Raw genomic sequence first — 13613 nt, forward strand, 5'->3', positions numbered from 1 at the left:
CCGCGGCGGGCACCTAGTCCGACATGTCCGCACCACCCAACCTCTACTCCCTTGGCACTCTGGCGATAGCGGCTTCCGCTGCCGGTGCCGCAATGCTTTTCGCCCCCGGCGTTCCCGCCGCCGATGCCCAACCGTGCCCCGATACCGAGTTGGTGTTCGCTCGGGGAACCGGTGAGCCGCCCGGTGTGGGACCGACCGGGCAGGCGTTCGTCAACGCGCTCAGTGCGCGTCTTGCCCCTGAACCCTTGTCGGTCTACGCGGTCGACTACCCGGCCACCGACCAATGGGACACCGGCGTCGATGGCGTTCGGGACGCAGCTACCCACGTGCTGTCCCGGGCGACCAACTGCCCCCGAACCAAGATGGTGCTGAGCGGTTACTCGCAGGGCGCCGCGGTGATGGGCTTCGTCACCTCGGCGCAGGTGCCCGACGGGATCGACCCGGCCACCGTGCCCAAGCCGCTAGACCCTGCCGTCGCCGACCACGTCGCTGCGGTCGTGCTGTTCGCGATGCCCAACGAGCGGGCGATGAAGTTCCTCAAGGAGCCGGCTATCGCGATCGGTCCGTCGTACCAGACCAAGACGTTGCTGGTGTGCGCGCCCGAGGACGCGGTCTGCTCCGAGGGGCTGAATTTCGCCGCGCACGACAGCTACGCCGGTGACGACGCGACGATGGTCGAACAGGGGGCCAACTTCGTCGCCTGGCGCATGCAGCAGCTGCAGAACCGGTGAGCAGGTGGCATTCGCCAGCTACCAGGACGAGATCTACCGTCGTGGGCTTGCCGGGCAGAACCCGGCCCTGCCGATCACATTCGCCGATCTGGAAGCCAAAGCCGCTGCGGCGCTACCGCCATCGGTCTGGGGATACGTGGCCGGCGGCGCCGGTGACGAGCACACCCAGCGCGCCAACTGCCGGGCCTTCGAGCACTGGGGCCTGATCCCGCGGATGCTGGTGGCGCCCACCGAGCGAGACCTGTCCGTCGAGCTGTTCGGGGTGCGATTGGCGGCTCCGGTGTTCATGGCGCCGATCGGCGTCATCGGGGTCTGCGCCCAGGACGGCCACGGCGACCTGGCCTGCGCGCGGGCCGCGGCCCGCACCGGCATCCCCTTTGTGGCCGGCACCTTGTCCAGTGACCCGATGGAGGACGTGGCGCCGGCGTGCGGCGACACCCCGGGGTTCTTCCAGCTCTACACGCCGCCCGACCGGGAGATGGCCGCCAGCCTGGTGCACCGCGCCGAGGTGGTCGGATTCAAGGCGATCGTGCTCACCCTGGACACCTGGGTGACCGGCTGGCGGCCCCGGGACCTGAGCGCGGGCAACTACCCCCAAGTGCCCAGCGGCTGCCTGGCCAACTACACCACCGACCCGGTCTTCCTGGCCGGACTGGAGCCGGGTGAGGATCCGACCGACGCGGTGGTACACAAGCTGCCGATCTTCGGTGGCCCGGTGACCTGGGATGATCTGGACTGGCTGCGGTCGGTGACCGAACTGCCGTTGATCCTCAAAGGCATCTGCCATCCCGACGACGCGCGGCGTGCCAAGGATGCCGGAGCAGACGGCATCTACTGCTCGAATCATGGTGGGCGCCAAGCCAACAACGGCCTGCCGGCGCTGGACTGTCTGCCCGGTGTCCTGGAGGCGGCCGACGGGCTACCGGTGCTGTTCGACTCCGGCATCCGCGGTGGCGCCGACATCATCAAGGCGTTGGCGCTGGGCGCCACCGCGGTCGGCATCGGCCGCCCCTACGCCTACGGCCTGGCACTCGGGGGCGTCGACGGCGTGATGCACGTGCTGCGCTGCCTGCTGGCCGAAGCCGATCTGCTGATGGCGGTCGACGGCTACCCGGCGCGGCGCGATCTGGTGCCCGAAGCGCTACGACGGGTGGGGTAGCACTGGTCCGGCGCAGACACCGCCGCCGGCGCTGGCGGCGCGATCAGATCCGGGTTGCCGATCCCGCGGCGATCCGGCGCTCCATCCGCGGCACGGCCATCGGCAACTTCATGGAGTGGTACGACTTCGGCGTCTACGGATACCTCGCCACCACGATCGCGCGGGTGTTCTATCCGGGTGCCGGTGCGGCCAGCCTGATCGGTGTATTCGGCACGCTGGCCGCCGCGTTCGCGTTGCGGCCGGTCGGTGGATTGGTTTTCGGGCCACTCGGCGACCGGATCGGGCGCAAGCGGGTGCTGGTCACCACGCTGATCCTGATGACAGCCGGCACCACCGCCACCGGGCTGCTGCCCGGCTATCGGGCCATCGGGGTCGCCGCGCCGATCCTGCTCATCGTGACGCGGATGGTGCAGGGCTTCTCCGCAGGCGGCGAATACGTCGGCGCGATGGTCTATATCGGCGAACAAGCCCCGGACAACAAGCGGGGCATGATGGCCGGATTCCTGCCGCTGAGTTCCCAGGCCGGCTATGTTGTGGCCGGTGCGCTGGTGACCGGGCTGCAGAACTGGCTGCCCGATGAAGCCATGCTCAGTTGGGGATGGCGAATCCCGTTGCTGCTCAGCGCTCCGCTGGGGCTGGCTGCTTTGTATCTGCGGCTGCGGCTGGAGGAATCCTCGGCCTACCAGCACCACGGGGCAGGTCCCGGCGACGACGACTCGGCGCTGGCGCAGCTGCGCCGCACCACCCGGCGCTGGCGGCCGCTGGCGCTCTGCATCGCCCTGGTACTGACCTACAACGTCACCGATTACCTGCTCACCGGTTACCTGCCCACCTATCTGCAGACCACCGCGCGGGTTCCGCACCCCACCGGGCTGCTGCTCATCGTGCTGACCCTGCTGGTGATGATGGCCGCCGTGGTGCCGGTCGCGCGATTGTCCGACCACATCGGGGTCAAGCCGGTGCTGTGGCTGGGGTGCGCCATGTTGGTGGTCTTGTCGGTGCCCGCGTTCGCCCTCATCGGCTCCGCCGGCAGCTATCCCGGGGCGTTTCTCGGGGTGCTGCTGATCGGGACGATGCTGCTGTGCCTCGATGCCACTTTGCCGGCCACCTTGCCGGCGCTGTTTCTCACCGAGGTCCGCTACGGTGCCCTGGCCATCGGCTTCAACCTGTCGGTGTCGGCGTTCGGCGGCACTACTCCGCTGATCGCCGAGGCACTGGTCTCCAGCACCGACAACCCGCTAGCGCCTGCCTACCTGCTGATCGCAGCCGGCGCGATCGGCGCACTGGCACTGGTCTACACCCCGGAGGTGGCGGGCAGGCGCCTGCCCGGCTCGGGGCCCGCGGTGGAGAGTGAAGCGCGGGCCCGCGAGCTGGTCGAGGGGCGCGAGGCTTAGCTCACCGGCCGGAATCCTTGCACGCCGGCGAGCGCGTCGGCCACCGACGACGTCGTCGGCAAAGCGTTGGTGGGGTCGCAGATCCGCAATAGTCGGGTTACCGCGGGCCCCGGCACCGTCGTGCAGTACACCATGGCGTCGGCGCAGCGGGACGTTATCGCCTTCAGCACCGAAAAACCGGCGGTGCCAATGAATTCCAGGTCATTCAGGTCGAGAACCAGCCATTCGCAGTAGCCCGCGCAACGCTGCACGTAGCCGGCCAGCTCGTCGGCGTTGGAGGCGTCGAGTTCGCCGTCCAGACTGATCACCGCGCCGGAACGTCCCCACCGGGTGACGCACCGGGCGGTGGGGCTCTCCCAGGTATCGGATAACGGGACGGACCCTATGCGCGGCGCCGGGAACACCGACCCGGCGACTTTCAAAGCGGACATGTGATCACTCCATCAGTCGAAACTCGTACTGTGGGATCGCGTCGATGCGAGTTACACCTTCACGGATGAGAGGCAGGGAGTGGGCCTCCCTGACTTGCGTGGCTTGACGCGTCTTCCGGGTGGCTGGGAACTCAACCTGTCAATGAACCTACGCCTGCCCGCACCACTTTGCAACGGTTCGGTAACGGTGCTTATCCCGGTGTCGTTCGAATTCCGTTGCAGCAAACCGCTTCGGTGACCGCTTGGACGTTTAGCCGCAAGCGCCGCGGGTAACAAGCGGTTATGGCGTTTCCGCAGACCACCCCGCGTTCACTGCTCATCTGGCATGTGCACGGCTCGTGGATGGACTCCTTTGTTGCCGGCCGCCACCGCTACCTCATTCCGGTCAACGCCCCACGGGATCCGGACGGCCGCGGGCTCTGCGGGCGCGACTGGCCGCGGGCTTTCGAGGTCCCGACGGCGGAGTTGCGCCACCACGACGTCGACCTGGTGGTGTTGCAGCGCCCGCACGAGCTGGAGCTGGCCACCCGCCTGCTGGGCCGCCGGCCCGGCATCGATGTTCCGGCGGTCTACGTCGAGCACAATGCGCCGCGGCCGTTCGTGGTGGAGAGCCTGCACCCGATCGCCGAACGTGACGACATCCCGCTGATCCACGTCACCGACTTCAACCAACTGATGTGGGACAACGGCCGCGCCGCAACGACGGTCATCGACCACGGCATCGCCGACCCGGGGCACCTCTATACCGGCGACATCGCGGCGGCGGGCACGCTGATCAACGAACCGGTGCGGCGCTGGCGCACCGTCGGCGCCGACCTGCTGGGGGTGTTCGGGCAATCCGCGCCGGTCGACGTCTGGGGGATCGGGACCGACGAACTCAACGACCCGCCCCACCGCTGCGCCGGTGTCACCGGCCACGGCGACCTGCGGACCGGGCCGCTGATGAAGGAACTGGCCCATCGGCGGGTGTACCTGCACACCGCCCGCTGGACGTCGCTGGGCCTGTCACTGCTGGAGGCCATGTTCCTGGGCATGCCGGTGGTGGCGGTCGCCGCGACCATGGCGCCGCTGGTGGTGCCGCCGGAGGCGGGTGTTGTCAGCGCCGACCTCGACACCCTGCGGGCGGCGCTGACCGGGCTGGTCGCCGACCGTTACCTGGCTGAAGTGGTCGGGAAGGCGGCCCGCGACTACGCGACGGAACATTTCGGGCTGGAACGGTTTCTGGGCGAGTGGGACCAGATCATCGAAGCGCAGTGCGCGTGACTATCAGGAGAGGATCGCGATGAAGATCGCCATGGTTTCCGAACACGCCAGCCCGCTCGCAGCGCTCGGCGGAGCCGATGCCGGCGGCCAGAACGTCCATGTCGCCGAGTTGTCGGCGGCGCTGGCGCGCCGCGGCCACCAGGTCGAGGTCTATACCCGCCGCGATGACCCCGGCCTACCGGAGCGGGTCGACACCGAGCAGGGCTACACGGTGGTGCACGTGCCGGCGGGGCCGGCCCGCTATGTGCCCAAAGACGAACTGCTGCAGTACATGGGAACGTTCGGGCGCTACCTGGACGCCCAATGGGACGACGAGCGACCCGACATCGCGCACGCACACTTCTGGATGTCGGGAGTCGCCACCCAGCTGGCCGCCAAACGCCGCCGGGTGCCGACCGTCCAGACGTTCCACGCGCTGGGCGTGGTCAAGCAACGGCACCAGGGCCATCGCGACACCAGTCCGGCCGAACGGCTGAGGCTGGAGACGCGGGTGGCCCGCGAGGCGACGTGGGTGACGGCCGGCTGCAGCGATGAGGTGTTCGAGTTGATGCGTCTCGGCCGGGACCGGCTGCGAATCTCGGTGGTGCCGTGCGGCGTCGATGTGGACCGGTTCTCGCCGCACGGCCCGAGCGCGCCCCGGACGGGGCGGCGGCGCATCGTCGCGGTCGGCCGGTTCGTGCCACGCAAGGGGTTCGACACCGTGATCGAGGCGCTGACCACCGTCCCGACCGCCGAGCTGGTGATCGCCGGCGGTCCGCAGCGCACCGAACTCGACACTGTCCCGGAGGCCTGCCGCCTGCGGCAGCTGGCCGCCGACCTCGGTGTGGCGGAACGGGTTTCGCTCTACGGGTCGGTCGCGCGCGAGGACATGCCGGCCTTGCTGCGCTCGGCGGACGTGGTGACGTGTACCCCGTGGTACGAACCGTTCGGGATCGTGCCGCTGGAGGCGATGGCCTGCGGGGTGCCGGTGGTGGCGACGGCGGTGGGCGGCATGCTCGACACCGTGGTTCACGACGTGACCGGCCTGCTGATACCGCCGAAGGACCCGCGGGCCTGCGCGAACGCGATCAACGCCATCCTGCGGGATCGGCGCGCCGCGTCCGGCTTCGGCGCTGCCGGCCGGGAACGGGCCCGCTCGAGATACTCCTGGGACCGCGTCGCCAGCGACACGCTGCGGGTGTATGACCGACTGCTGCCCGCGGCGCCGCCGTCGCGCACCGCGGCCCGGGCCTCAGGCTCAGGTTGACGCCCGCGAAAGGGATGGTGCGGGACGTATTGCCGCCGCCCGCCGATCGGGGGAACATGGGTAGATCGGTCGGGATTGGGCGGAGCAAAAGCATGGCGGCGGCTGACCGCAGTGACATGATGCGCGAGGTGGCGGGCTTGGTTCGTTCGTTGGATCGACGCGCCCATGTCGATGTGGACGGCGCGCTCGATGACCTGATCGCGAACCTGCTCGGGCATATGACCTGCGCGCAGCACGCCGGAATCACGCTGACGACGTCGAGTGGCGGAGTGCAGACGCTGGCGTCGACAGGCAAGTATCCCGCCCTGCTCGATGACATTCAGCGGCGCCACCGGGAGGGTCCCTGCCTGGCCGCGGCATGGAAGCATCACGTCGTTCGCCTCGACGACGTCACCCGCGAGGAGCGCTGGCCGTCCTACTGCCGCGAGGTGGCCGAGACGACACCGATCCGGTCCGTCCTGGCCTTCGAATTGTTCACCGGTCAGGGCAGCACCGGAGCGCTGAACTTCTACGCCGAAGTGCCCGGCGTCTTCGACGACGAGGCGGTGGAGGTGGGGCTGACCCTGGCCACCCACGCGGCGCTGGCCTGGCACATCGTGCGCCGCGACGAGCAGTTTCGCAGCGCGCTGGCCACCCGCGACGTCATCGGCCAGGCCAAAGGGATGCTCATGGAGCGGTTCGACGTCGATGCGGTGCAGGCTTTTGAGCTGCTCAAACGGCTGTCACAGAACACCAACACCCCGCTGGCCGAGGTGGCCCAGCAGGTGGTCGGCCGGCAAGGCGCGGGCCCGTGAACCTCTCGGCGGCGGCGACCCGTGGCGAGCTGGCCCGGCTGCGAGCCGCGGAGCTGCAGGTGCGGCGCGAAGAACTGGCGGCCGGAATTGCGGTGACGGCGGAGAACGCCGACGTGGCCCGGGTGCGTGCCGACGAGTCGCGGCAGCGCGCTGAACGGGCCCATCGGGACGCCGCCCACCGACACCTGGACGCGGTCACCGCGCATCTGGAGGCCGCCGCTGCGCACGAACAGGCGGCGTTATCGGCCGGCAACGGCGACGGGGACGCTCACCTCGACGCCGCCGAAATCCACCGTGCGCACGCGCAGCTGCACGAACGGGCCGCTGCCGCGCAGGCCCGGGCGGAGCCGGCGGATCACGAGCGCACCTCCATCAGCAACAGCGCCCCGTGCACTCCGCCCTCGTTGGGCGCCTGAAAGCCCGCACACGTCACCCGGACCTTGGCCGGGCGGCCCCGCCGATTGACGGCCTCGACCAGCGCCTCGCCGGGATTGTCCGGATCGACGAACGCGTTGCCGATCAGCGGCCGGATGTCCTCCATCGGCAAGCCGATGTCGAGGCCGGTCAGCGCCGCCCCGAGGGTCTCCTCGGACCGCAATCCCCACAGGTCTTCGCAGCCCCGGTTCCACACCACCACCCGCATCTCCCGGTCGACCACGACCATGCCCAGATGCACCGAGTTGACCAGTGAATCCAAAAAGCTACGGGCATCGTCCAGCTCGATGCTGCGCTCGCGCAGGGTGTCGTTGATGGTGTGCAACTCGTCGTTGGTGGACTGCAGCTCCTCGTTCATCGTTTCGAGCTCTTCGTTGGTCGACTGAAGTTCTTCGTTCGTCGTTTCGAGTTCTTCGACCGTCGATTGCAGTTCTTCGTTCGTCGTTTCCAGTTCTTCGTTGGTGGACTGCAGCTCCTCATAAGCCGCCTCGAGCTGGCGGTTGGTGGCGACCACCTTGTCGACCAGCGCCCGGGTGGCGGTCACGTCGAAGAACACGATCGACACGCCCAGCAGACCGTTGTCGCCGTCGATCAGGGGATTGACGTGGATCTCGAACCAGATGGTCTCGGCGCCGGGGCGCTGCCAGCTGACGTCCTGGATCCGGGCGGAGCGCCGCTCCACCTTCGCCTGTTCCAGATAGGCGCGCAGTTCCACCGGGCGATAGGAGACTTCCAGGTCGCGCAGCAGCCGGCCGATGTCGCGGGCGGAGAGCCCGAACAGTGTTTCGGCCTGCTGGTTGATCATCGCCACGGTGTCCTCACCGGTCACCACGATCTGCGCCACCGGGCTCGCCCGGAATGCCATCTCCCGCACGGTCACCAGTCCGGGCAGGTCGCTGTGCTGCTCATACATCGACGCCGCGGGGTCGTAGCGTTGCAGGCCGCTGTGTGAGCCGGCGGCCTTGCGGAAGATCCGGTGCTTGAGGTTCAGCGGAGTGAATCGGTCGCTGTGGCTCAGCAGCATCTCGGCGTGGCCGAGGAACAAGGTGCCCTGGGGCGACAGCGCGAAATGCAGGCGGTTCAACACATTGCGCTGCGTCTCGGCGTTCATGTACATCAGGGTGTTGCGGCACACCAGCAAGTCGACCCGCGAGATCGGCGCGTCCTTGACCAGGTCGTTGCGGCCGAAGATCACTCCGCGGCGCAAGTCTTTGCGAAAGACGTACCGGCCGTTGGCGGCGTCAAAATACCGGTCCAGATACTGCGGCGGCACCGACTCGACGGCCCTGGCGTCGTAGGTGGCGGCGCGCGCCTCGGTGAGCGCGTCCTCGTCGACGTCGGTGGCGTAGATCTTGACCCGCTGGCGGAACGCCTCCGGGCCGAGCGTTTCGGCCAGCAGCATCGCCAGCGTGTAGGCCTCCTGGCCGGAGGCGCAGCCGGCGCTCCACACCCGGACCGGGTCGTCGGGGCCGCGCTCGGCCAGGATCCGGGGATGACGTCGGAGGCGATGTAGTCCCAGGAATCGGGATCGCGGAAAAACGCCGTGACGTTGATCAGGATGGTGTTGAACAGCGCCGAGAATTCGTCGGAACTGGCCTGCAGCACGTCCAGATACTGCTCGTAGGTCTCAACGCCGCCCTGGCTCATCCGGTGGCGCACCCGTCGCATCAGCGAAGCGCGCTTATAGCCGGTGAAATCGAATCCGCGGGAATCACGCAGGTAGCGCAACAGCGCCTCGAACGCTTCGTCTGGCCCGTCGCTCTTCCCGTCCATCTCGCCCCGTCCGTCCGCCAGAAACCGCTGCGAGGCCAAACACTACTCGCGCGCGCCGTCGGGCCTGCGACTCTAAAGCCGGTTCCCCGGGCCGATGACCGCCCACACCGTCTTGCCGTTAGGGCCCGGGCTGCTACCCCAGGCGCGGCACAGCGCGCCCACCACGGCCAGACCCGAAGTCCGGTCGGGGCCGCCGACCGCTTCGCGGCGCACCGCGGGGGCGGGGTTGGTGTCCTGGACCGCGATGGTGACGGCGGAGTCGGCGCTTTCCAGCACGAGTACCGGTGCGCTGTCGGTATGGCGAAGCACGTTCTCCACCAACGCGTCGACGATGACCTTCCCGGTCGGGATCAGCTCGTCGTGCGACCAGTTGGACAGCCACTGCGCCACATGGTCGCGGGCCCGGCGCAGGCTGCTCACAGCGCGCGGCAGCTCGATGCGGATCCGGCGGCGGGGAGGCGTGCCGTGGGCCAACGACCGTAACGCGGCCGCGACGTTGGGATGCACGGGGACATAGCGGGTCACGCCGGTGTGCGCGATACGCGCGGCCACATCACGATGCGGGCAGACCAGCATGATCGGGATGTCCGGCCAGGTGCTGACATACCAGCGGGCACTGGTGAACACCGACCAGGCCGAGGACGCCGGGACATCGAGGCCGCTCACGTCCACCAGCACGGCCGGTGGTTCGTCGAGCGCCGCTTTGATGACGCGGTCACGCAGTTCGAGGTAGGTGCTGCTGTCCAGCGTCCCGCTCGCAGTCAGCAGACAAGCGCCGGCGGCCGCGGCCGCGGTCACCGTCAGCTGACTCGGAACCCTACTCAGCGTGCTGCTCCTGCCTTTCGTAGAGGGCGGCCAGGCGCTGCCCGAGCACGGCGGTGGCGTGTTCGGCCTCGTCGGCCAGCGCCTCATAACGCTCGCTCAGCACGCCCGGTGTGACCTGAGTTGCCAGCCGGCGCGAGAGCTTGGCCTTCTCCTGCAGGCTGCGCAGCGCGATCCACAGCGCATTGCTCACTTCGTCATCGCGAGCCTGCAGCAGCGCGTCGGCGGTCCAGGCGTGCCCGACGTGGCACCGGTAGTTGCCGCTGCTGACGGTGACGAGGGCGCCGCTGCAGTCGGGGCAGACGTAACCCGACGGCGGCCCCAGGTCGTCACTGTTGAAATCGGTCGCGAACCGACCGGCCATCGCGATCCGGTTCTCCAGCTCCATGCTGGTGTCCGGCTCCATCTCGTCTTCCTCGAACTTTCGGTCCGCCAGCTTCTCCAGCAGAGCACCCACCTCGTGCGCCGGCACCTGATGGTCCACCGTGCCGGCGTCCACAGCGTTCTGCGGCATTGCCGGAAACAGGGCATCAGCCGGCGATTGGGCGATCGCCGTGCCGCCGCGCGACCGGATCGCGGCCAGCCCCAGCACGCCATCGTCCAGCACTCCCGACAGCAACACCCCGACCGCGCGGGGGCCGTGGGCCAGTGCGATCGAGCGGAACAGGGCGTTGATCGCGGGCCGGTGCCCGTTCTCGGTGGGTCCTTCGCTGAGCACCAGCCGGCCGTCCTCGACCATCAGGTGGTGATCCGGCGCGGCGACGTACACGCGACCGTGCTCCAGTCGCGTCCCCGAGGTGCCGGTGCTGGCCGGCAGCGGGCCGTGCCGATCGAGAATCCGCGCCAGCACGCTGGGGGCCCGGGCCGGGATGTGCAGCACCACCAGAACCGCGTACGGCAAGGTGGCCGGTAATCCGGCCACCATCCTCTTCAGCGCCTCGACCCCGCCGGCCGAAGCCCCCACGCCCACGACGTTGACCGGGCCCGGCGTGTCTGCCATCGCACTCACCACCTTTGGGTGGCTACCCGCCGGACGGTGCGGGCAACCTCAGGGCGCGCCGCGGTCTAGCGTAGTCTTCTCGGCGCCGGGTCAGCTCACGGTCAAGAGCGTGTGATCCACCAGCGACACCGAGTCCGGGGGAAAGGTCCCGCTCATCGCCGCCAGGAACCGGGCCGCCAGCTCGCGCACCTTGACATTGGTCTCCTGGGAACGCCACACCAGGATGTCGAACGCCCGCTCGGCGGAGATGCCGTAGGCGGCCATCAGCACCCCTTTGGCCTGCTCGATCACGGCGCGCGACTCGGCGACCTCGGAGACCACGGCGCTGACATCGGCCTGCAGCACATCGGTGACATCGACGTAGAAGCCGGCGGTACCGGTCACCACGCCGGTGTCGTCGAGCATGCGGTCACCGACCACGATCACCCAGTGCTCCTGGCCGCCGGTGTCGATGATCCGGTGCCGGCTGGAAAACGGCTCACCCTGCAGGACCCGCTCCAGCACCTCGGCGACCTGGGGGCGATCTTCTGGGTGCTTGTGCTGCAGCAGCAGCTCGGTGCTGGGCTCAACCGTGCCCGGCTCGTAGCCGTGCATGCGGGCCACCGCGTCCGACCATTCCCAGCGTTGTTCGCCGAGCCAGTACCGGAACCGCCCGACCCGCTGTGGTTCACCCTGTCCGACCACCAGATCGAGATCGCTTTGCGGCTCGGCATCGTCGCCGAACGGCGCGCCGAATTGAGCGTCGAGACCCCCGACCACCCTGCACCTGCTTTCTCGCACCACAACACAGTATGAGCTGAATCCAGACGGCTGGCGGCGAGCCGCGGTCTGGAAACGCAGGAATGCACGGGCGGTCCCGACCGGCGCTGCCTGCTGAACGCCCGAGCTTGGCGTAACTATCCACAATTTCCTCATGCCGCGCAACTGCAACGTGTTTTGCCGTCCGGGGCCCTGGGTAAGCGCTGTGACACGTGCGGCGATGTTCCAGCAAGGCGGACCGCCGCGAGGTAACGACTCGATGGAAGGAGTCACAAGTGAAGCTCTCCACGATGGCAGCCAAGACGGCCGCCGGCGCAGCCGGAATCGCCGCAGTGAGTGTCTTCTCTGCGACCACCGCCATGGCCGAGCCGGCGATCCAACCATTCGGCACGCCCGAACAGCTCGAGGACGGCGCGCTGGCGACCTCCTACACCGTCAGCAATCTGGGTCCGACCAACGTGGTCATCCCCGGATACCAGCCGCAGGGCAAGCTGTACCAGGCTGACGTGACCGCCCATGCGGACCAGGGGACGGTGACACCGCTGGTGAACGACTTCAATGCCCGGGCGGCCACCAGCACCACCTACCACGTGGTGAATAACGTGCCGGTGCCGGGCGGCATCCCGCCGACGCCGATCGCCCAGGGTGGCCAGGCCAGCGGCAAGCTCTACTTCGACGTCACCGGCCCGCCGCCGGACGGCGTGGTCTACAACGACGGCGTCCAGGATGTGCTGATCTGGACGAGCAAGGCCTGACGCCGAACCGAGATGGGCCCGATCGCAGCGGTCGGGCCCACTCGGGTGTGCGTCCCGTGCGTGCGCTCGACCGGGTTCTGGTCACCGGTGGCGCCGGCTTTCTCGGCACCCGATTGTGCGCGCTGCTGCTCGAAACAGGCGCGCAGCGGGTATGGTGTATCGACGACCTGTCTACCGCTTCGGCAGCCAATCGCTCTGCGGTGCAACAACTTTCCGGCATCGAGTTCGTCGAACACGATATCGCCGAAGGGTTCGCCGACCCCGGGCGGTTCGGGCCGCTGGACGCGGTGTTCCACCTGGCCTCGGCGGCGTCTCCGCCGGACTATCTGCGGATGCCGATAGCGACGCTGCGGGCCGGAGCGCAGGGCACCGCCGCCGCCCTCGCCATCGCCGAGGCGTCTCGGGCCCGCTTCGTGCTGGCCTCCACCAGTGAGGTCTATGGTGACCCGCTGATCCACCCGCAGCCCGAAACCTATTGGGGCAACGTGAATCCCGTCGGGTTGCGTAGTGTCTACGACGAGGCCAAGCGATTCGCCGAGGCGTTGACGTTCGCCTATCGCCGGGCGAGGGCCGCCGACGTCGGGGTGGCCCGGATTTTCAACAGCTACGGGCCGGGGATGCGCCTCGACGACGGTCGGATGGTGCCGACGTTCTGCGGTCAGGCCCTGCGCGGCGCGCCGATCACGGTCGCCGGCACCGGCCGGCAGACCCGCTCGCTGTGCTACGTCGACGACACCATCGCGGGGCTGATCGCCCTGGCCGCCCGCGATGTCGCCGGCCCGATCAACATCGGCAGCCCGGAGGAGCTGACTGTACTGGAAGTGGCCGAACTGATCCGCGCCCGGTCCGGCAGTACCTCGCCGATCCGCCATATCGCTGCCGCGCAAGACGACCCGCGGCGGCGCTGTCCGGACATCCGGCGTGCCCGCGAATTATTGGGCTGGGCGCCGAAGGTCGGTGCCGCCGACGGCCTGGATGCCACCATTGCCTGGTTCCGGCCCCAGATCGACGTCACCGCAACGGTTTAGCCAGCCTGCTCCGGTCGCCCGTT

13 protein-coding genes and 1 pseudogene are annotated in these 13613 nt (G+C 68.8%); 9 read left to right on the forward strand and 5 right to left on the reverse strand.

Annotated features, from left to right (window positions below; genetic code table 11):
* The first annotated feature begins 23 nt into the window (after positions 1-23).
* From AC5Y4Q_RS03555 to AC5Y4Q_RS03565, 3 genes are all read left to right on the forward strand, one after another.
* Positions 24-731, forward strand: coding sequence for a cutinase family protein (locus AC5Y4Q_RS03555; protein WP_082952616.1), 708 nt, complete (start codon positions 24-26; stop codon positions 729-731).
* 4 nt (positions 732-735) lie between these two features.
* Positions 736-1890 carry an alpha-hydroxy-acid oxidizing protein gene (locus AC5Y4Q_RS03560; RefSeq protein WP_064921810.1) on the forward strand — a complete coding sequence of 385 codons (1155 nt, stop codon included), beginning with the start codon at positions 736-738 and terminating at the stop codon, positions 1888-1890.
* A 71-nt stretch (positions 1891-1961) separates the two neighbouring features.
* Positions 1962-3284, forward strand: coding sequence for an MFS transporter (locus tag AC5Y4Q_RS03565; RefSeq protein WP_064921809.1), 1323 nt, complete (start codon positions 1962-1964; stop codon positions 3282-3284).
* On the opposite strand, the gene AC5Y4Q_RS03570 is transcribed toward AC5Y4Q_RS03565, so the two are convergent.
* Positions 3281-3715 (reverse strand): STAS domain-containing protein, encoded by a 435-nt coding sequence (locus AC5Y4Q_RS03570; protein ID WP_185746539.1) that lies wholly within the window; start codon positions 3713-3715, stop codon positions 3281-3283. The genes AC5Y4Q_RS03565 and AC5Y4Q_RS03570 overlap by 4 nt on opposite strands.
* Positions 3716-3997: 282 nt before the next feature.
* On the opposite strand from AC5Y4Q_RS03570, the gene AC5Y4Q_RS03575 reads away from it, so the two are divergent.
* The 4 genes from AC5Y4Q_RS03575 (at position 3998) to AC5Y4Q_RS03590 (ending at position 7434) form a co-directional block, all read left to right on the forward strand.
* Complete coding sequence (locus AC5Y4Q_RS03575; RefSeq protein ID WP_064921807.1) at positions 3998-4978, forward strand: glycosyltransferase; 981 nt, start codon at positions 3998-4000, stop codon at positions 4976-4978.
* Between the two features lie 19 nt (positions 4979-4997).
* Positions 4998-6224 carry a glycosyltransferase gene (locus AC5Y4Q_RS03580; protein WP_064921806.1) on the forward strand — a complete coding sequence of 409 codons (1227 nt, stop codon included), beginning with the start codon at positions 4998-5000 and terminating at the stop codon, positions 6222-6224.
* A 92-nt stretch (positions 6225-6316) separates the two neighbouring features.
* On the forward strand, positions 6317-7018 hold the full coding sequence (locus tag AC5Y4Q_RS03585) for a GAF and ANTAR domain-containing protein (RefSeq protein WP_064921805.1): 702 nt from the start codon (positions 6317-6319) through the stop codon (positions 7016-7018).
* Positions 7015-7434 (forward strand): hypothetical protein, encoded by a 420-nt coding sequence (locus AC5Y4Q_RS03590; RefSeq protein ID WP_064921804.1) that lies wholly within the window; start codon positions 7015-7017, stop codon positions 7432-7434. The genes AC5Y4Q_RS03585 and AC5Y4Q_RS03590 overlap by 4 nt, the downstream gene beginning before the upstream one ends.
* On the opposite strand, the pseudogene AC5Y4Q_RS03595 reads toward AC5Y4Q_RS03590, so the two are convergent.
* The 4 genes and pseudogenes from AC5Y4Q_RS03595 to AC5Y4Q_RS03610 all read right to left on the reverse strand — a co-directional run bounded on the left by AC5Y4Q_RS03595 (position 7374) and on the right by AC5Y4Q_RS03610 (position 11807).
* A pseudogene (locus tag AC5Y4Q_RS03595) lies at positions 7374-9226 on the reverse strand (CheR family methyltransferase). The gene AC5Y4Q_RS03590 and the pseudogene AC5Y4Q_RS03595 sit on opposite strands and share 61 nt — an antisense overlap.
* 72 nt (positions 9227-9298) lie before the next feature.
* Entirely contained in the window at positions 9299-10024 is a 726-nt protein-coding gene (locus tag AC5Y4Q_RS03600) for an STAS domain-containing protein (protein ID WP_082952613.1), read from the reverse strand.
* Positions 10025-10043: 19 nt separating this feature from the next.
* Entirely contained in the window at positions 10044-11048 is a 1005-nt protein-coding gene (locus tag AC5Y4Q_RS03605; protein WP_064921803.1) for a chemotaxis protein CheB, read from the reverse strand.
* Between the two features lie 90 nt (positions 11049-11138).
* Positions 11139-11807 carry a PAS and ANTAR domain-containing protein gene (locus tag AC5Y4Q_RS03610; RefSeq protein ID WP_064921802.1) on the reverse strand — a complete coding sequence of 223 codons (669 nt, stop codon included), beginning with the start codon at positions 11805-11807 and terminating at the stop codon, positions 11139-11141.
* A gap of 275 nt (positions 11808-12082) precedes the next feature.
* Between AC5Y4Q_RS03610 and AC5Y4Q_RS03615 the strand changes: the two genes are divergently transcribed.
* On the forward strand, positions 12083-12562 hold the full coding sequence (locus tag AC5Y4Q_RS03615) for an MPT63 family protein (protein ID WP_109535658.1): 480 nt from the start codon (positions 12083-12085) through the stop codon (positions 12560-12562).
* Between the two features lie 47 nt (positions 12563-12609).
* Complete coding sequence (locus tag AC5Y4Q_RS03620; protein ID WP_419179692.1) at positions 12610-13590, forward strand: NAD-dependent epimerase/dehydratase family protein; 981 nt, start codon at positions 12610-12612, stop codon at positions 13588-13590.
* Positions 13591-13613: the final 23 nt, after the last annotated feature.

This window comes from Mycobacterium sp. NGS16 (assembly GCF_059813225.1).